The 18,182-nt window shown below is 73.7% G+C and carries 17 protein-coding genes; 6 read left to right on the top strand and 11 right to left on the bottom strand.

All coding sequences use genetic code 11. The features are described 5' to 3' along the window. Positions 1–108 precede the first annotated feature (108 nt). A complete protein-coding gene (folP, locus tag ACFYWG_RS18395) occupies positions 109–969 on the top strand; it encodes a dihydropteroate synthase (protein ID WP_383505990.1) in 861 nt (286 codons plus the stop codon). A 92-nt stretch (positions 970–1,061) separates the two neighbouring features. On the opposite strand, the gene ACFYWG_RS18390 is transcribed toward folP, so the two are convergent. Then, positions 1,062–1,820: a TIGR00730 family Rossman fold protein gene (locus tag ACFYWG_RS18390; RefSeq protein ID WP_376332456.1), complete on the bottom strand. Its 759-nt coding sequence runs from the start codon at positions 1,818–1,820 to the stop codon at positions 1,062–1,064. A 119-nt stretch (positions 1,821–1,939) separates the two neighbouring features. Further along, positions 1,940–3,019 carry a succinyl-diaminopimelate desuccinylase gene (dapE, locus tag ACFYWG_RS18385; protein WP_389202237.1) on the bottom strand — a complete coding sequence of 360 codons (1,080 nt, stop codon included), beginning with the start codon at positions 3,017–3,019 and terminating at the stop codon, positions 1,940–1,942. 85 nt (positions 3,020–3,104) lie between these two features. On the opposite strand from dapE, the gene ACFYWG_RS18380 reads away from it, so the two are divergent. After that, positions 3,105–4,172, top strand: a complete 1,068-nt coding sequence (locus ACFYWG_RS18380; protein WP_389202235.1) for a heavy metal transporter — start codon at positions 3,105–3,107, stop codon at positions 4,170–4,172. A 347-nt stretch (positions 4,173–4,519) separates the two neighbouring features. Further along, positions 4,520–4,966 carry an ATP-binding protein gene (locus ACFYWG_RS18375; protein WP_376332450.1) on the top strand — a complete coding sequence of 149 codons (447 nt, stop codon included), beginning with the start codon at positions 4,520–4,522 and terminating at the stop codon, positions 4,964–4,966. 82 nt (positions 4,967–5,048) lie between these two features. Here the strand turns inward: ACFYWG_RS18375 and ACFYWG_RS18370 are convergent, their stop codons facing one another. Then, on the bottom strand, positions 5,049–6,140 hold the full coding sequence (locus tag ACFYWG_RS18370; protein ID WP_383506001.1) for a bifunctional succinyldiaminopimelate transaminase/glutamate-prephenate aminotransferase: 1,092 nt from the start codon (positions 6,138–6,140) through the stop codon (positions 5,049–5,051). Between the two features lie 119 nt (positions 6,141–6,259). Further along, positions 6,260–6,580, bottom strand: a complete 321-nt coding sequence (gene fdxA, locus ACFYWG_RS18365) for a ferredoxin (protein ID WP_014048159.1) — start codon at positions 6,578–6,580, stop codon at positions 6,260–6,262. Between the two features lie 140 nt (positions 6,581–6,720). Here fdxA and ACFYWG_RS18360 point away from each other — a divergent pair, with 140 nt between their 5' ends. Both ACFYWG_RS18360 and ACFYWG_RS18355 read left to right on the top strand, forming a co-directional pair. Then, on the top strand, positions 6,721–7,752 hold the full coding sequence (locus tag ACFYWG_RS18360) for a GNAT family N-acetyltransferase (RefSeq protein WP_389202233.1): 1,032 nt from the start codon (positions 6,721–6,723) through the stop codon (positions 7,750–7,752). A gap of 17 nt (positions 7,753–7,769) precedes the next feature. Continuing rightward, positions 7,770–8,621: a tetratricopeptide repeat protein gene (locus tag ACFYWG_RS18355; protein ID WP_376332444.1), complete on the top strand. Its 852-nt coding sequence runs from the start codon at positions 7,770–7,772 to the stop codon at positions 8,619–8,621. A 176-nt stretch (positions 8,622–8,797) separates the two neighbouring features. Here ACFYWG_RS18355 and ACFYWG_RS18350 read toward each other — a convergent pair whose 3' ends face one another. From ACFYWG_RS18350 to ACFYWG_RS18335, 4 genes are all read right to left on the bottom strand, one after another. Continuing rightward, the gene (locus tag ACFYWG_RS18350) at positions 8,798–11,416 is read right to left on the bottom strand and encodes a hypothetical protein (protein WP_389202230.1); all 2,619 of its coding nucleotides are present in this window, start codon (positions 11,414–11,416) and stop codon (positions 8,798–8,800) included. A 156-nt stretch (positions 11,417–11,572) separates the two neighbouring features. Then, positions 11,573–11,986: a DUF6113 family protein gene (locus ACFYWG_RS18345; RefSeq protein ID WP_376334659.1), complete on the bottom strand. Its 414-nt coding sequence runs from the start codon at positions 11,984–11,986 to the stop codon at positions 11,573–11,575. Beyond that, positions 11,983–12,849 (bottom strand): N-acetyl-1-D-myo-inositol-2-amino-2-deoxy-alpha-D-glucopyranoside deacetylase, encoded by an 867-nt coding sequence (mshB, locus tag ACFYWG_RS18340; RefSeq protein ID WP_383511781.1) that lies wholly within the window; start codon positions 12,847–12,849, stop codon positions 11,983–11,985. Before mshB ends, ACFYWG_RS18345 begins: the two co-directional genes overlap by 4 nt. Before the next feature lie 28 nt (positions 12,850–12,877). Next, positions 12,878–13,072 carry a hypothetical protein gene (locus ACFYWG_RS18335; RefSeq protein ID WP_376334663.1) on the bottom strand — a complete coding sequence of 65 codons (195 nt, stop codon included), beginning with the start codon at positions 13,070–13,072 and terminating at the stop codon, positions 12,878–12,880. A 175-nt stretch (positions 13,073–13,247) separates the two neighbouring features. Here ACFYWG_RS18335 and ACFYWG_RS18330 point away from each other — a divergent pair, with 175 nt between their 5' ends. After that, entirely contained in the window at positions 13,248–15,371 is a 2,124-nt protein-coding gene (locus tag ACFYWG_RS18330; RefSeq protein WP_389202227.1) for a prolyl oligopeptidase family serine peptidase, read from the top strand. A gap of 125 nt (positions 15,372–15,496) precedes the next feature. Here ACFYWG_RS18330 and ACFYWG_RS18325 read toward each other — a convergent pair whose 3' ends face one another. The 3 genes from ACFYWG_RS18325 to ACFYWG_RS18315 form a co-directional block, all read right to left on the bottom strand. Then, complete coding sequence (locus ACFYWG_RS18325; RefSeq protein ID WP_389202225.1) at positions 15,497–15,913, bottom strand: VOC family protein; 417 nt, start codon at positions 15,911–15,913, stop codon at positions 15,497–15,499. Between the two features lie 67 nt (positions 15,914–15,980). After that, positions 15,981–17,129 carry an ABC transporter ATP-binding protein gene (locus tag ACFYWG_RS18320; protein ID WP_376334668.1) on the bottom strand — a complete coding sequence of 383 codons (1,149 nt, stop codon included), beginning with the start codon at positions 17,127–17,129 and terminating at the stop codon, positions 15,981–15,983. Then, complete coding sequence (locus ACFYWG_RS18315) at positions 17,122–18,180, bottom strand: ABC transporter ATP-binding protein (RefSeq protein ID WP_383505740.1); 1,059 nt, start codon at positions 18,178–18,180, stop codon at positions 17,122–17,124. The genes ACFYWG_RS18320 and ACFYWG_RS18315 overlap by 8 nt, the downstream gene beginning before the upstream one ends. Between the last annotated feature and the right edge of the window lie 2 nt (positions 18,181–18,182).

Below are 18,182 nucleotides of genomic sequence, written 5' to 3'. Positions count from 1 at the left end.
TGAGTCTTCTCGGACGGACGGTGTCAGGGTCCGATCGTGCCATGCGAGTGTGCCGGTTAGGGTCGCAGGCGGCGGAAGAGGGGCACCTACCAGGAAAGGTCACAGCGGATGCTCAGGCTGGGCAGGCGGGAATTCGGACCCCACGAGCCGGTGATCATGGCGATCGTCAACCGGACTCCGGACTCCTTCTACGACCGGGGCGCCACGTTCCGCGACGAGCCGGCCCTCGCCCGCGTGGAGCAGGCCGTGGCCGACGGCGCCGCGATCATCGACATCGGCGGGGTCAAGGCCGGGCCGGGCGAGGAGGTCACGGCCGAGGAGGAGGCCCGCCGCACGGTCGGGTTCGTGGCGGAGGTGCGCCGCCGGTTCCCGGACGTGATCATCAGCGTGGACACCTGGCGGGCCGAGGTCGGCCGAGCGGTGTGCGAGGCCGGCGCGGACGTGCTGAACGACGCGTGGGGCGGTGTCGACCCGGCCCTGGCGGAGGTCGCCGCCGAGTACGGGGCGGGTCTGGTGTGCACGCACGCCGGGGGCGCCGAGCCGCGCACCCGCCCGCACCGGGTCGAGTACGCCGATGTCATGGCCGACATCCTCGAGGTCACGGTCGGGCTGGCGGAGCGGGCGGTGGCGCTGGGCGTGCCGCGGGAGTCGGTCATGATCGACCCCGGCCACGACTTCGGCAAGAACACGCGGCACAGCCTGGAGGCGACGCGGCGACTGGACGAGATGGTCGCCACGGGATGGCCGGTGCTGGTGTCGCTGTCGAACAAGGACTTCGTCGGGGAGACGCTGGACCGGCCCGTGAAGGAGCGGGTGGTGGGGACGCTGGCGACCACGGCCGTCTCCGCGTGGCTGGGCGCGCAGGTGTACCGGGTGCACGAGGTGGCGGAGACGCGGCAGGTGCTGGAGATGGTGGCGGCGATCGCGGGGCACCGGGTCCCCGCCGTCGCGCGGCGCGGGCTGGCCTAGGGCCACCAGGGGGTTTCCGCCCCCGGTGCTCCCGGCTCCGCCCACGCGACGGCCCGGCGGGGTCCGCCAGGAGCCCGGACGCGACGAGCCCTCTACCTGCCCGCTTCCTTCGACACCAGGGCCACCGCCTCGTCCACGTCGTCCGTCACGTGGAACAGCAGCAGGTCCTTGTCCGCCGCCTTGCCCTGGGCGATCACCGTGTCGCGCAGCCACTCCACCAGGCCGCCCCAGTAGTCCGTGCCGAAGAGCACGATGGGGAACCGGGTGACCTTCTGCGTCTGCACCAGGGTGAGGGCCTCGAAGAGCTCGTCGAGGGTGCCGAGGCCGCCGGGCAGGACCACGAAGCCCTGCGCGTACTTGACGAACATCATCTTCCGGACGAAGAAGTAGCGGAAGTTGAGCCCGATGTCGACGTACGGGTTGAGCCCCTGCTCGAACGGCAGCTCGATGCCGAGGCCGACCGAGACGCCCTTGGCCTCGCAGGCGCCCTTGTTCGCGGCCTCCATGGCGCCCGGCCCGCCGCCGGTGATGACCGCGAAACCGGCCTCCACCAGGCCCCGGCCCAGCTGGACGCCGGCCTCGTACTCCGGGGAGTCCGCCGGGGTGCGGGCGGAGCCGAACACGCTGATGGCGGGCGGCAGTTCGGCCAGCGTGCCGAAGCCCTCGATGAACTCCGACTGGATGCGCAGCACCCGCCAGGGGTCGGTGTGCACCCAGTCGGAGGGGGCGCGCTCGTCGAGCAGCCGCTGGTCCGTCGTCGCCGGCTGCACCTGGTCCCGCCTGCGGAGGACCGGGCCCAGGCGCTGTTCCTCCGGCGGCTGCTTCTTCCCCTCGGGGTTGCCGGTCGCCATGTGCGCTCCCTCCGTCGTGCCTGTCTTTCCACCTCAGCGTAGATCTACGCGGGTTACGAACGAGGGACGTGAGCATGTCCGCGATACAGCGGCGTAAACCCGCCGGGGTGACCGCCGGGTCAGGTGGTGAGCCAGTTCCGCAGGCACTCCTCGCCCGCCAGGATCTTGGCGACCTCCACGCGCTCGTCCCGCTTGTGCGCCAGGAGGGGGTTGCCGGGGCCGTAGTTGACCGCGGGGACGCCCAGGGCGGAGAAGCGGGAGACGTCGGTCCAGCCGTACTTCGGCATCGGGGTGCCGCCGACCGCCTCGATGAACGCCTTGGCCGCCGGGTGGGAGAGTCCGGGCATCGCGGCCGGGCTGTGGTCGACGACGTCGAACCCGCTCAGCGCGCAGTCCGCGAAGACCTCCCGGACGTGGGCGACGGCCTCCTCGGGCGTGCGGTCGGGCGCGTAGCGGAAGTTGACGGTGACGACGCACTCGTCGGGGATGACGTTGCCGGCCACTCCCCCGCCGATGCCGACCGCGTTCAGCCCCTCGCGGTATTCGAGGCCGTCGACGACCGGCCGGCGCGGCTCGTAGGCGGCGAGGCGGGCGAGGATCGGGGCGGCGGCGTGGACGGCGTTGGAGCCCATCCAGCCGCGTGCCGAGTGGGCGCGCTCGCCCGCGGTCCTCAGCTCGACCCGGAGGGTGCCCTGGCAGCCGCCCTCGACCTGCCCGTCGGACGGCTCCAGCAGGACGGCGAAGTCGCCCGCCAGCCAGTCGGGGTGCGCCTCGGCGACGTGCTTGAGGCCGTTGAGCTCGGCGGCGACCTCCTCGTTGTCGTAGAAGACGAAGGTCAGGTCGCGGTTGGGGGCCGGGACGGTGGCCGCGATGCGCAGCTGGACCGCCACACCGGACTTCATGTCGCAGGTGCCGCAGCCCCACAGGACGCCGTCCTCGTCGAGCCGGGAGGGGACGTTGTCCGCGATCGGGACGGTGTCGATGTGCCCGGCCAGGACGACCCGCTCGGCGCGGCCCAGGTCCGTCCTGGCCACGACGTTGTTGCCGTACCGGTCGACCGTCAGGTGGGGCAGCGCGCGCAGGGCGGCCTCGACGGCGTCCGCGAGGGGCTTCTCGGTGCCGCTCTCGGAGCGGAAGTCGACGAGCCGGGCGGTGAGCTCCGCGGCGTCCAGCGTGAGGTCAAGCGAGGTGTCGGCCATGCCGTCGACCCTAACGCGCCAGGTCGTGCGGCCGCTGTCCGCACCGGGCTCCTGTCACTTCGTACTCTCCAGTACCTTGTACCGCGTGCCAGAGCAGTCTTCTCCCAAGCGCCGTGGCCGCCTGTTCCGATGCGGGTCCGCCTTCCTGGCCCTGCTCGCGGTCGCCGGTTACCTCGTCGTGCAGTACGTCACCGGGGGATCGGGCGGACCGGGCTGCAAGGTCGTCTCGGGCAAGGGCGACGGGGCGTCCTACGCGTTCACGCCCGAGCAGGCGGTCAACGCGGCGACGATCACCGCCGTGGGCACCGCGCGGGGCCTGCCGGAGCGGGCCGTGACCATCGCGCTGGCGACCGCCCTGCAGGAGTCGGCCCTGCGCAACATCGACTACGGCGACCGCGACTCCCTCGGCCTGTTCCAGCAGCGGCCCTCGCAGGGCTGGGGCACACCGCGGGAGATCATGGACCCGACCTACTCGGCGGGCGAGTTCTACGACCACCTGGTCAAGGTGCCGGGCTACACGCGGCTGCCGCTGACCGTCGCCGCGCAGCGGGTGCAGCGCAGCGGCTTCCCGCAGGCCTACGCCAAGCACGAGCCGGACGCCGCGCTGCTGGCCGCGGCGCTGACCGGGCAGTCCGCGGCCACGCTGACCTGCGAGGGCCGCCCGGGCGCGACCCGCGCCTCGGGTGCGGACGGGGTGCGGGCCGCCCTGGTCCGGGACTTCGGCCGGGACGTGCTGGCCCCGGCCGCCGCGCAGGTGGACGCCTCCCCCTCGGCCGCCTCGACGCCCTCGCCGGGCACCCCGGCGGCGACCGCGCCCTCCCCCGGCGCCTCGGCCGCGCCGGAGCCCGACGGCAGCGCCTCGGCCGCGCCTACGCCCTCCCCGGGCACCTCCTCCGGGGGCGGCGGCCGCACCGTCACCCTGCCGGTGCCCCCGGGTGCCCCCTCCGCCGGGCGGGGCCCGGACCAGCGGGGCTGGCAGCTGGCGCACTGGGCGGTGGCCAACGCCTCCCAGTTGCACATCGCCCGGGTCGCCTACGCGGGCCGGGAGTGGGTCGCGGGGAACACGGCCAGCGAGTGGCGCGAGGCCCGCACACAGGGGGCGGCGGGCGCGCAACGCGGCGCCGAGGCGGTCCGCATCGTCACGATGCGCTGACTCGGGCAGAGGTGCGGGGCCTCACTCCGGAGAGTTGCCCGGACGGTGCCGCGGGGCCCGGGTGCGCAGGTTTTCGCAGGCTCACCCCACGTACCTCGAAAACCCTTGGGAACAAAGGGCGGGAAGGATTCCTCGCACCTTTCCGCGAGGGCCCCTTTGACCGTTTTTATCCGCAGCCGATAATGCGACGCATTACCAACTCTTTACGTCGGGTCGCCGCAACCTTCGCGGGCTTCGAGCGGTAGTCACTGCGTCCGAGCCGGGGCGATCAACAGCCCGTCGATCAACTCCCGGACCAGGTCAAGCAGTTCACGATCCTCACTGTTTTCACCCGTCGAAGGAGCACCATGTCCCTCCCCCTGACCCGCCGGATCGCCCGTGCCGCGCTGCTCGTCGCTGCGGGAGCGGCTGCCGGGGTCGGTGCGGCCGGCTCCGCCAGCGCGGCCCCTGAGCTGCCCGCCACCCCGAACCTCGGTGGCCTGACCGCCCTGGACGGGGCGAACGTCGCCGGCACCGTCGACGGTGCGGCGCAGAACGTCACCGAGTCCGCGGGCGAGACCGGCGGCAAGACCGTCGAGAAGGCGGTGCCGGCCGCGGGCAAGACCGGCGGCAAGGCGGTCAAGAAGACCACGCCCGTCGCGCAGCAGGCGGCCGGTGACGCGGCCGGCACGGCCGGGCAGCTCGTCGGCGACACCGCCGGTTCGGCCCAGGGCGGCCTGCCCACCGACGCGCTGACCAAGGGCGGCGTGCCCTCGGCCGACTCGCTGCCGGTGAAGAGCCTGCCGCTCGGCTGACGCGCCGGGCGGTCCGACGGCGAAGGGGTCCGGGGAGAGCTCCCCGGACCCCTTCGCCGTGTCCGCGTGTTCCCGTACGGGGTCACAGCCGCCGTACGGCCGCCGCCACCCTCTCGTCCGTGGCCGTGAACGCCACACGGACGAACTGCGCGCCCGCGGGGCCGTAGAAGTCACCCGGGGCCACCAGGATCCCGAGGTCCGCGAGGTGGGCGACGGTGTCCCAGCAGGACTCGCCGCGCGTCGCCCACAGGTACAGGCTCGCCTCGCTGTGCTCGATGCGGAAGCCGTGGCCGAGCAGCGCCTCGCGCAGCAGGGCGCGGCGGGCGGCGTAGCGCTCGCGCTGGACGCGGACGTGCTCGTCGTCGCCGAGGGCCGCGACGACCGCCGCCTGGGTGGGCGCGGACGTCATCATGCCGCCGTGCTTGCGGATCTCCAGCAGCGGGCCGAGGACCGCCGGGTCGCCCGCCAGGAAGGCGGCGCGGTAGCCGGCCAGGTTCGAGCGCTTGGACAGGGAGTGCACGGCGACGATGCCGTCGTACGAGCCGCCGTTGACGTCCGGGTGCAGGACGGAGACCGGGTCGGCCTCCCAGCCCAGCTCCAGGTAGCACTCGTCGGAGACCAGCAGGACACCGTGCTCGCGCGCCCAGGCGACGGTCCGGGTCAGCTCCTGCTTCGACAGCACCTTGCCCGTCGGGTTCGACGGGGAGTTGAGCCACAGGAGCTTCAGGCCCTCGGGGTCCAGCGCGGTGGGGTCGTCGTAGGCCTCGTACGCGGCGCGGGCCAGCCGGGCTCCGACCTCGTAGGTCGGGTAGGCCAGCCGCGGGAAGGCCACGCGGTCGCCGGGGCCGAGGCCGAGCTGGGTCGGGAGCCAGGCGACGAGTTCCTTGGAGCCGACGATCGGCAGCACGTGGCGGTGGGTGACCTCCCGGGCGCCGAGGCGGCGCTCGGCCCAGCCGGTGATCGCGTCGCGCAGCTCGGGCGTGCCCCAGACGGTCGGGTAGCCCGGCGAGTCCGCCGCGGCCACCAGGGCCTTCTGGATCAGCTCGGGGACCGGGTCGACCGGGGTGCCGACGGACAGGTCCACGATGCCGTCCGGGTGGGCGGCGGCCGTGGCCTTGTAGGGCGTCAGCTTGTCCCAGGGGAAGACGGGAAGGCGGTCGGAGACTGCGGACACGGGTTCTGGCTCACTTTCTGGCCGTACGAGCCGGGTGACGGCGAACGCCTCGGCCCCGTACGGCGATCAACGGGTGATCGGGCCGTACGGGACCGAGGCGGCGCTGGCGCGGACCGCCCTTACTGGTTCTGCGGCGGCAGCGCGGCGACGAACGGGTGGTCCCGCTCGATCAGTCCCAGCTTGCTGGCTCCGCCGGGCGAGCCGAGGTCGTCGAAGAACTCGACGTTCGCCTTGTAGTAGTCCTTCCACTCCTCGGGAGTGTCGTCCTCGTAGAAGATGGCCTCCACCGGGCACACCGGCTCGCAGGCCCCACAGTCGACGCATTCGTCCGGGTGGATGTACAAGGACCGCTGGCCCTCGTAGATGCAGTCGACCGGGCACTCCTCGATGCACGCCTTGTCCTTGACGTCGACACAAGGCTGCGCGATGACGTAGGTCACGCTGTCGTTCCTCCTCGATAGGGCGCTGGCGGGCCTCCTCAGGCTCCGCCGCCTGGCGCGCGGGAGCGCGGCGTCGTCGATGCCCGCCCCTAGTATCTCCGTTCCTGGGCATGATCCGAACAGGAGGGGTGAACTGACCTGTGGAAATCTCTGCCGCCGGGCGACTCGAGGTCCGTATCACGCCTGCTGACGTGGGCAAACGGGTCTCCGTGCGGAGCTTGATCGAACATCCGGTTCCGGTGGAGAAGTTCACCGACACGGTCGGTGTTCTCACATCATGGGACAACGGTGTGCTGCTGATCACACGCAGGGGTGGCGAGCGTGTCCGCATCGCGGAGTCCGCGCTGGTCGCGGGCAAGGTCGTGCCCGCTGCCCCGGCGCGTCGCCGCGGGCCCTCGGCCTCCTACGAGGAACTGGCCCGGGTCGCCGCCCGGGCCTGGCCGCCCGTGGAGAGCGAGCGGCTCGGGGACTGGGAGCTGCGCGCCGCGTCCGGGTTCACGCGCCGCGCCAACTCCGTGCTGCCGCTGGGCGAGCCGGACCTGCCGCTCGACGAGGCCCTCGACGCCGTACGGCGCTGGTACGGCGCGCGCGGCCTGCCCGCCTACGTGCAGACCGCGACCGGCGCGGAGGGCACCCAGGAGCTGCTCGGCGCCGCGCTGGAGGAGCGGGGCTGGGTGCGGGAGGTGACCGCCGAGCTGTGGGTGGGGCCGCTGGCGCCGGTCGCCGACGTCGCCGGCCCGGAGGAGCCGCCGGAGGTCGTCCTGTCGCGTGAGGCGGGCGAGGACTGGCTGGCCCGCTACCGGCGCAAGGGCGTCGGCGAGGCGGCGCTGCGGGTGCTGCACGGCGGCCCGTCCGTGTGGTTCGCGACCGTGCCCGGGCCGTCGGGGCCGGCCGCCATCGGCCGGTGCGTGGTGGACGGGCGGTGGGCCGGGTTCGCCGCCGTGGAGGTCGATCCGGCGCTGCGCCGCCGGGGCCTCGGCACGGCCGTGATGGCCGCGCTGGCCCGGCGGGCGCTGGACGAGGGCGCGTCGGCCGCCTGGCTCCAGGTCGAGACCGACAACGCGGCGGCGCGCGCGCTGTACGCCGGGACGGGGTTCACCGCGCACCATGCCTACCACCACTACCGGGAGCCGGACAGCACCGGCGGCCCGGCCGGTGACGAAACGTCGTGAGAGGGCCCGAGCCAGCCATGCGTCCCCCCTTCCCCCCACCCCCGGAACGCTCCGCCGAGCTGCGGCGGCGGTTCGCCGAGGAGGCCCGGTCCGCACGCCCCGACCTGTCCACGCTGTGCCTGCTGGTGGGCGCGGAGGCGGACGGCGACCTCGACGAGGCGGGCCTGGACGCCGCCCAGGTCGAGCTCGACCGGCTCGCCGGGCTGCTGCCCTACCGGCCCGGCGGACCGCACGCCTGGGCCGTCGCGCTGCGCGACCTGCTCGGTGAGCGGCTCGGCTTCCACGGCACCCCGGCCGACTACCGGCGGCTGGAGTCCTCGCTGCTGCACGCGGTGCTCACCCGGCGCCGGGGGCTGCCGATCCTGCTGTCCGTGGTGTGGATCGAGGTGGCCCGGCGCGCCGGGGCGCCCGTGTACGGGGTGGCCCTGCCGGGGCACTTCGTGGTGGGTTTCGGGCCCGACGAGGGCCAGGTGCTCGCCGACCCCTTCGACGGGGGGCGGGTGCTGAGCGGGCCGGACGCGGAGCTGCTGGTGGCCGGGGCGACGGGGACGGGCCTGGAGCCGGCGATGCTGCGGCCCGCGGATCCGCTGGACGTGGTGCTGCGGATCCTGAACAACGTGCGGGCGTGGGCGGCGGCCCGCCCGGAGCGGTCGGACGTGGCGCTGTGGGCGGTCGAGCTGTCGCTGCTGCTGCCGTCGCACCCGGCGCGGCTGCGGTACGAGCGGGCTCAGCTGCTCGTGCGGCGGGGCGAGTTCGTGGCCGGGGCGGCGGAGCTGGAGGCGTATGCGGAGGTCGTCTCGGCGGTGGACGAGGGGGCCGCGGAGCGGGTGCGGGGCGAGGCTTTCGCGGCCAGGGCGATGCTGAACTGAGCCGTCTCGCCGGGGCGCTGCGGCCACCGCCCCTGTGCCGTTGCCGTACGGCCGCTGCGGCCGCTGCGGCCGCGGGAACGGCAGCCCGGGCGGTGCCGGGCGTCCGCTGGGCGCAGGACGGACGCGAGCCCCCGCCCTCGGGGGGGCGGGGGCTCGCGTCGCGGCGGGCGGCGGGATCAGTTGGGCGTGGTGTCGATGACTCCGACGCGCTCCGCGGGCGTCTTGCCGCGCAGGGCGTCGCGCAGGGCCGCGACGACGTCCTGCGGTATGACGTCCCGCTTGCCGCTCGCGCCCTCGACCTGCACGCCGTCGAAGGTCTGCCCGTAGGCCTCCTGCAGCGCCTTGAGGTTGTAGGTGTCCACGAGCTTGCCGTCGACGGCCTTGAAGCTGAGGATCTTCGGCAGGGAGACCGGGCCGAAGTCGATGCTGTGGGCCGCGTCGGTGCGGACGGTGACCAGGTCGGACATCGCGGGCTGCGCGATCTCCTTCAGCACCCGGTCGACCTCGGCGTCGGACACGGTCGGCTGCCGGGTGGTGGTCGGCAGGGTGACGGTGCCCGCCGCGCCGGTCTCCACCTGGGCGCGGTACGCCCGCTCCACCGCCGCCGTCGACTTGTCGAGGTCGACGCCCTTGCCGGGCTTGCCGTAGACGGGGACGGCCTTGCCGCCCTTGAACGTGATCGTGCCGTCGGTCGAGCTGCCCGTGGCGCCCGCCGCGTCCTGGAGGGAGGCGTGCAGCTTCTCCTCGTCGACCGGCATGACCGGGGTGACGACGCGGTGGTTGCCGAAGAGGGAGCCGATCACGGAGACCGGGTTGTAGTCGCTCTTCGCCGCCGCGTCGACCGTGGCGTCCATGTCGAACTGGAGGCCCGCGTTGTCCGGGTCGAGGGAGACGGCCTTGCCGTCCACCGACAGCTTCAGCGGCTTGCCCGCCTGCTCCTCGAAGGCCGCGTCGAGCTTCTTCACGGCCCCGTCCCGTGTCGTGCCGCCGATGTCGACGCCGAGCACGGTGGTGCCCTTGGGCACGTCGGTGCGGTTCATCAGCAGGCCGGCGCCGTAGAGGCCGCCGCAGGCCACGACCAGGCCGGCAGCGAGCAGGACGAGCTTGTTGCGGCCCTTCTTCTTCGGCGCCTTCGACGAGTTCGCCGGGGGCGGCGAGGCCGGTCCGGGCTTCGGGGCCGTGTGCGGCGCCGGTCCGTCGCCGGGCGTGCCCGGGCCGAACGGCGAGCCGGTGCCGGGGGTCACGACGGGGATGCCGCTGGTGACGGTGTGTCCGGAGACGTTGTCGTGCCGGGGCGGGTAGCCCTGGCCGTCCGTCGGTCCGGGGGTCTGCTTCTGCGGGGTGAGGACGGCGGTGTCGTCGCTCAGCCCCGCGCCGGGGCCTGCCGCGCCGGGACCGCCGGCGGCCGAGGGGCCGGTGGGTGCGCCGGGGCCGCCGCCTGTGGCCCGCGGGCCCGCGGCGCCCGGGCGGCCCGTGTCGCGGAAGGCGCCGGGGGCACCCGGGCCGCCGGGGGCACCGGGACGGCCGGGGTCGCTGAAGTTCTCGGGCCCGCCGGGCCTGCCGGGCCCGCCGAAGGCCGGACCGCCGGGACCGCCCGGGCCGCCGGGCGCGTTGTAGGCACCGGTGCCGTTCGGCGCGTCGCTGAACCCGCCGGGCACGCCGGAGCCGCCGGGAAGGTTGTAGGAGCCGGTGTCCTCCGGACTGCCCGGCCCCGCGAAGCCGCCCTGCGCGCCGAACGCGTCGGAGCCCTGGGGAAGGCTGTACGAGCCGGTGTCCTCCGGACTGCCCTGCCCCGTGAAGCCGCCCTCCGCGCCGAACGCGTCGGAGCCCTGGGGAAGGCTGTAGGAACCGGTGTCCTCCGGGTTGGCCTGGCCGCCGAAGCCGGACGCGGCCGGGGGGACCAGCGGGCCGTCCCCGGTGACCGGGCCGCCCGTGGGTCCGGCCGGCCCGTCGAAGCCGCCCGGCGTGCCCGGGCCGCCGCTGCCGTTGTCCGAGAAGTACGGCAGCTCGTCGCGGCGGGCGTCGCCGCCGCCCGGGGCCGGACGCGGGCCGTTGCCCAGCGGGCCCGCCGCCAGTGCCTCGGTGACGTCGAAGGAGCCCGTGCCGCCGCCGTGCCCGGGGGCGACCGGACCGCCGGTCGCCCCGCCGGGGAGGCCGGAGCCGTTCGTGCCGCCGGACCGGGAGCCGCCCGGCGCGCTCATGGAGCCGACCACGCCACCGGGCCGTCCGGCACCCGGCCGGGTCCCGCCCGGCGCGCCGGCGCCGCCGCCCTGCGTCCCGGCGCCGGAAGCGCCAGAACCCGGGCCTCCCGCGCCGGGACCGCCCGCGGCCGGTCCCGAACCGCCCGGCGCCGCGGTCCCGTTCGCCGGGCCGCCGCCCGGACCGGCCTTGCCGGAGCCGGACTTGCGTGGCGCGAACCAGTCGCTGGTCGGCTTGTCGTCGGCAGGCTGGGCGGGCTCGGCGGCGGACGGCTCGGCCGTGCCCGCGCCCTGCGAGGGGTCCGCAGCGGGGGACTTGGGCGCCTCGGCACCCTGGTCCGTGTCGGCGGTGTCCGCCTCGGTGACGGGCTTGCGCATCACCACGGGCGGGATCGGCCGCGACCCGGGGATGTTGATCCGGATCCGGGTCGTCAGCGTGGTCTCGGTCTTGCGTTCCTCCGGCCGCGTGGCCGAACGGCCCGCGTCCGTACCGTCGTCGGAGACCACCGGGGTCCCGTACGGCGGCGTACCCGACGGGTAGGCGGCTCCGCCGCGCCCGTTGGGCCCGGAGGACGAGGTGTCAGTTTCACGACTCAAGGCAGGTTCTCCCGGTTGGCTCCGCCGCCCGACACGACCTCACGCGGGCAGCTCGGCGGCGCGCACCACCATACTGGCCACTTCTCGCCCGTATCCCGGCACCGCTGGGGAAAGTCACACCGGACCCCCACGGGCACGGTCAGGCGAAGTGGTACGTCACTTGGCAAGTCGGGCGGGGCCGCCGTCCGGTTGCCGTCCGGGGGTGAGGGTGGCGCAGATCACAGCCACCAGGATGCCCCCGAGGAGGAAGAGATAGGAGCCGCTTCCCGCGGCGAACAGGAAGTCGCCCTCGGGACGGCTGGCGGTGAGCAGGATGACGGCGAGCATCCAGCCCGCGGCGGCCGCCACGCCCCCCGCCCGGGCCCGCAGGAGGCGTCCGGCGCCGAGCACGGCCCCGGCCTCACCGGCGAGGGCGAGCAGCAGCCCGCCCGGGAACCAGCCGGGCTGCACCAGGGCCCCGGCCGCGCCGACCAGGGCGCCGAGCACGAAGAGCCCCGCGTACGCGCCCAGGCGCCCGGCGGAGGGCGGCCGCATCGGCTGGGCGAGCAGGGGGGTCGTCCGGTCGTTCACGCGACCCCCTCGACGCCGGCGAACAGGTCCGTCTCCCGCTCACCGGGGTCCGCACCGCGCTCACCGCGCACCAGCTCGTAGTACTCGGTGGTGAGGATCGGCTGGGCGAGCTCGTTGGACAGCACGAAGTACGGCCCGTCCACGGTGATCTGGGTCGCGTGGGCGCGCATCGCGGCGGCCTTGGCGGCGGCGTACGCGGTGCCGTCGAGCTCGGTGGTGACACGCTCCTCGGGCACCACGCCCGGCACGTCGCCGACCTCGGCGGTCTTGGTGAAGGGTGTGCCCGGCAGGTCCTCGCGCAGCCGCGCGAAGGCGTCCTCGACGACGGGCCGGGGGACCCGGTTCCAGTAGATCTTGGGGATCGCCCAGCCCGACCCGGCGGCGAGCTCCGCCGCGCGCATGGCGACGCGGTGGGCCTGGATGTGGTCGGGGTGGCCGTAGCCGCCCTCGTCGTCGTAGGTGACCAGGACCTGGGGGCGCACCTCGTGGATGACCTCCACGAGGTGGGCTGCGGCCTCGTCGACGTCGGCCTGCCAGAAGCAGGCGGGGTCGTCGTTGTCGGGCAGGCCCATCATCCCGGAGTCGCTGTAGCGGCCGGCGCCGCCGAGCAGGCGGACGTCCCGGACGCCGAGTGCGCCCATCGCCTCGGTGAGTTCGCGGCGCCGGTGCCCGCCGAGGGCGGCCCCGCTCAGGTGCGCGAGCCCGGGCGGGATGACCTCGCCGCGTTCGCCGAGGGTGCACGTCACCAGGGTGACGTGGGCACCCTCGGCCGCGTACCGGGCCATGGTCGCGCCGTTGTTGATCGACTCGTCGTCCGGGTGCGCGTGCACCAGCAGCAGACGACGGCCGGGCAGATCCGTCATGGGCCCAGCCTACGAGGTCGCGCGAAGCTCAGAACTTGATGCTGCCGATCATCCCCGCGATGTTGTTCGTCAGCTCGTTGATCGTGGGAGCGACGGTCGAGGAGGCCAGGTAGAAGCCGAGGAGGATGCACACGATCGCGTGTCCCCCCTTCAGCCCCGACTTCTTGATCAGCAGGAAGACGATGATCGCCAGCAGCACCACCGCCGAAATCGAGAGTGCCACGGCGGCTCACCTCCAAAGATCCACGAGGGCGCGGGGGGTCGGACTGGGGGCAGTAAATCCGTACAGCAGCCAGCAGGTTGATACCCACTATGCGACATTGATCATAACTATCCCCGCGTGCGCATCGATCGGCGCACGGCCGCACAAGGGGGCGCATGGCCAATATGGTCAGGGCATGACGACCGAGCCTGACTCCTTCCCCCGCCGGCACGCCCGCACCCAGCGATTCACGCTCGGCGCGCCGCGTTCGTTCACCGTGGCGCCCGACGGTTCGCGTGTCGTGTTCCTGCGCTCGCGTTCCGGTACGGACCGGGCGAACGCGCTGTGGGTCCTCGACCCGGAGGGGGGCGGGGAGCGCGTCGCCGCCGACCCGCGCGCCCTGCTCGGCGGGGGCGCGGAGGACCTGTCGCCCGAGGAACGGGCCCGCCGCGAACGCAGCCGGGAGGGCGGCGCCGGCATCGTCGCCTACGCCACCGACGCGGCGGTGGAGCTGGCCTCTTTCGCCTTGTCAGGGCGGCTTTTCACGGCCGAGCTGCGGGCCGGGACGGCCCGTGAGCTGCCCGTGCCGGGGCCGGTGATCGACCCGCGTCCGTCGCCCGACGGGCGGTTCGTCGCGTACACCGCGCGCGGTGCCCTGCGGGTGGTGGAGGCGGAGGGCGCGGGCGACCGGGCGCTCGCCGAGCCGGAGGCGGAGAACGTCGGGTACGGGCTGGCCGAGTTCGTCGCGGCCGAGGAGATGAGTCGTTCGCGGGGCTTCTGGTGGGCTCCGGAGTCGGACCGGCTGCTGGTGGCGCGCGTGGACGACACGCCGGTGCAGCGGTGGTGGATCGCCGACCCGGCGCACCCGCAGCGGGAGCCGCAGCGGGTGGCGTACCCGGCGGCGGGCACCGCGAACGCGGAGGTGCGGCTGTTCGTCGTGGGCCTGGACGGGACGCGCACCGAGGTGCTGTGGGACCGGGCGCGCTACCCGTATCTGGCGCGTGTCCACTGGTCAGCGGCGGGTGCGCCGCTGCTGCTCGTCCAGGCGCGCGATCAGCGCGGCCAGGTGTTCCTGGCGGTGGACCCGGACACGGGCGCGACGCGGATGGTGCACGCCGAGGAAGATCCAACATGGCTGGAACTTTTCCCCGGTGTGCCGTGCTGGAGCCCCTCCGGGCAGCTGGTGCGGGTCGCGGACGAGGGGGGCGCGCGGGTGCTGGCGGTCGGGGAGCGGCCGCTGACCGGGGCGCAGCTGCACGTGCGGGCCGTGCTGGACGTCTCCGACGCGGACGTGCTGGTCTCGGCGTCGGCCGGGGCGGACGCCGCCGACGCGGAGACGGGCCAGGTGCACGTGTACCGGGTGAACGAACTGGGCGTGGAGCGGCTCTCGCAGGAGCCGGGCGTGCACACGGCGGTGCGGTCCGGGGACGTCACCGTCCTGGTGTCGGCGGTGCTGGACCGGCCAGGTTCCCGGGCTCAGGTCCTGCGCGACGGAAAACCGACCCTGACTGTCCCCTCGTACACAGAAGCCCCCGGTTTGTCCCCCCGCGTGACACTCACCGAGGGGGGCGCACGCCGCGTCCCGTGCGCCGTGCTTATGCCTCGGGACTACGACGGTGACACCCCCCTGCCGGTGCTCATGGACCCCTACGGCGGCCCGCACGGCCAGCGGGTGGTCGCCGCGCACAACGCGCACCTCACCTCGCAGTGGTTCGCGGACCAGGGCTTCGCGGTCGTGGTCGCCGACGGCCGGGGCACCCCGGGCCGCTCCCCCGCCTGGGAGAAGGCGATCCACCACGACTTCACGCTGTCCCTGGACGACCAGGTCGAGGCGCTGCACGACCTCGCCGGGCGGTTCCCGCTGGACCTGTCCCGGGTCGCGATCCGCGGCTGGTCCTACGGCGGCTGGCTGGCCGGCCTGGCGGTCCTGCGCCGCCCGGACGTCTTCCACGCGGGCATCGCGGGCGCGCCGGTGACGGACTGGTCCCTCTACGACACCCACTACACCGAGCGGTACCTCGGGACCCCCGCGGACCACCCGGAGGCGTACGCACGCAGCTCCCTGGTCACCGCCGGCGGGCTGTCCGCACCGGCCGGGCCGCACCGGCCGCTGATGATCGTCCACGGCCTGGCCGACGACAACGTCGTGGTCGCCCACGCGCTGCGCCTGTCCTCGGCCCTGCTGTCGGCCGGCCGGCCGCACGAGGTCCTGCCGCTGTCGGGCGTCACGCACATGACCCCGCAGGAGCAGGTCGCCGAGAACCTGCTGCTCCTCCAGGTCGACTTCCTCCAGCGCGCCCTGGGGCTCACCGCCCGCTGACGGCACGGCAACGGGCCGGGGCGACATGGCGCGCCCCGGCCCGTCCCACGGCACCCGCACGGCCGTACGTCATCCACCCTGACGCGTCCGTATATCGGACCAGGGTCGGCGAAGTTGCCTGTGTGTTAACGGTGTTGGGGGTCGTCCGAGCCGGTCTCGGGCACGGCCGCGACGAGTTCCGCCTCGAAGCCGTCGCCGTCCACGAGGTAGGCCGCGTAGTGCCCCGGGCCGCCGGCGTGGGGGTAGCGGTCGGGGAAGAGGGGCGTCCAGCCGTGGTCCGGTGCCTCGGCGGCCAGCGCGTCCACGCGCGCGGCGGGGCCGGCGTGGAACGCGAGGTGGTTCAGGCCCGGCCGCAGACGGTCGTGCGGACCCGCGCGCATCGCCGGCGACTGCTCCAGCACGAGGTACGTCCCGTCCAGGCGCCAACTGCGGCCGATCTCCCAGGAGCGGTACGGCCTCCAGCCGAGCCCCTCCAGCAGCCAGCCCCAGGACCGGGTGGCGCGGGTCAGGTCCGGTACCCAGAGTTCGACGTGGTGCAGCACGGGCGCGGTCTCCTGGAACGCCGGTTCCCGGCACCCCCGTTCGGGTGCCGGGAACCGTGAGGGAAGGTCAGGCCGCGTGGACGACGTCCTTCTCCTCGGCGAAGTGGCAGGCCGACTCGTGCGCCGCCGGGGAGTCCACGCTCTCGAAGCGCGTGGGGATCGCCAGCAGGGGCACTTCCTCGGCGCACTTGTCCTGCGCCTTCCAGCACCGGGTGCGGAAGCGGCAGCCGGAGGGCGGGTTGGCCGGGGACGGCACGTCACCGGTCAGGATGATGCGCTCGCGGCCCTCGCGGGCCTCCGGGTCCGGCACGGGGACCGCCGACAGCAGCGCCTGGGTGTAGGGGTGCGTCGGGTGGTCGTAGATCTGCTCGTCGGTGCCGATCTCGGCCATCTTGCCGAGGTACATGACCCCGACCCGGTCCGAGATGTGCCGGACGATCGACAGGTCGTGCGCGATGAAGAGGTAGGAGAGGTTGAACTCGTCCTGCAGCTTCTCCATCAGGTTGACGACCTGCGCCTGGACGGACACGTCCAGCGCGGAGACCGGCTCGTCGCAGATGATGATCTCGGGGTTGAGCGCGAGGCCCCGGGCGATGCCGATGCGCTGGCGCTGACCGCCCGAGAACTGGTGCGGGTAGCGGTTGATGTACTCGGGGTTGAGGCCCACGACGTCCAGGAGTTCCTGGACCTTGCGCCGGCGGTCGCCCTTCGGCGCCACCTCGGGGTGGATCTCGAAGGTCTCGCCGATGATGTCGCCCACCGTCATACGGGGGTTGAGCGAGGTGTAGGGGTCCTGGAACACCATCTGGATGTTCCGGCGGACCGCCTTCAGCGCCCGCCCGGACAGCTTGGTGATGTCCTGGCCCTTGTAGAAGATCTCACCCGCGGTGGCCTTCTCCAGCATCATCAGCAGCTTGGCGACCGTGGACTTGCCGCAGCCGGACTCGCCCACGATGCCGAGCGTCTCGCCCTGGTACAGGTCGAACGAGATGCCGTCGACCGCCTTGACCGCGCCGACCTGCTTCTTGAAGAGGATGCCCTGGGTGAGCGGGAAGTGCTTCACCAGGTTGCGCACCTGCAGGATCGGCTCGCCGCGCTCCACCGGCGCCTCGATCGCCGCGACCGCCTCCGTCTCGGAGGAGGCGTCGACGACCTCGACCTCGGAGACGTTCGGCGTGGCGTCCTGCGGCCCGCCGGTCTTGCCGAGCTCAGCCATGGATCGTCTCCTTCCAGAAGTGGCACGCGCTGCCGCGCCCGACCAGCTCGCCGCCGTCGCGCTCGGTGACGGGGTACAGCGGCGGGATGTCCGTACGGCAGATGTCCTGCGCCTTGGGGCAGCGCGGGTTGAAGGCGCAGCCGGACGGGATACGCGTCAGGTTGGGCGGCAGGCCCTTGATCGCGTACAGGTCCTGGCCCTTCTGGTCCAGGCGCGGGATCGAGTCCAGCAGACCCTTGGTGTACGGGTGCGCCGGGCGCTTGTACAGCTCGTGGACCGGGGCGCGCTCCACGATGCGGCCGGCGTACATCACGGCGATCTTGTCCGCGACGTCGGCGACCACGCCGAGGTCGTGGGTGATCAGGATCAGGCCCATGTTGTACTCGCGCTGGAGGTCCGCGAGCAGGTCCATGACCTGGGCCTGGACCGTCACGTCGAGGGCCGTGGTGGGCTCGTCGGCGATGATCAGGTCGGGCTCCAGGGCAAGCGCCATCGCGATCATGATGCGCTGGCGCATACCGCCCGAGAACTGGTGCGGGTAGTCGTTCACCCGGGCCGCGGCGGCCGGGATCTTCACCCGGTCCATCAGCTCGATCGCCTTGGCCTTGGCGTCCTTCTTGGACATGCCCTGGTGGACGCGGAACATCTCGCCCAGCTGGTAGCCGACGCTCAGCACCGGGTTCAGCGAGGACAGCGCGTCCTGGAAGATCATGGCGATGCGCTGACCGCGGATCTTGCGGCGCTCCTCGGCGGACATCTTCAGCATGTCCTGGCCGCGGAAGAGGATCTCGCCCTTGGGGATGCGGCCGGGGGGCATGTCGAGGATGCCCATGATGGCCTGGGCGGTGACGGACTTGCCGGAGCCGGACTCGCCGAGCACGGCGAGCGTCTCGCCCGCGGACACCGAGTAGTTGACGCCGTTGACGGCCTTGGCGACACCGTCGCGGGTGTGGAACTCCACGTGCAGGTCGCGGACTTCGAGCAGCGGGCGGCCCGTGTCCTCCGAGCCGTCCGATGCCGGACTCCCGGCCACTTCATCGATGATGGTCACGT

Origin of the sequence: Streptomyces sp. NPDC003456 (assembly GCF_042878735.1) — a bacterium.
In the GTDB taxonomy this organism is placed as follows: Bacteria; Actinomycetota; Actinomycetes; order Streptomycetales; family Streptomycetaceae; genus Streptomyces.
This window is presented reverse-complemented; position numbering and strand designations above follow the sequence as displayed.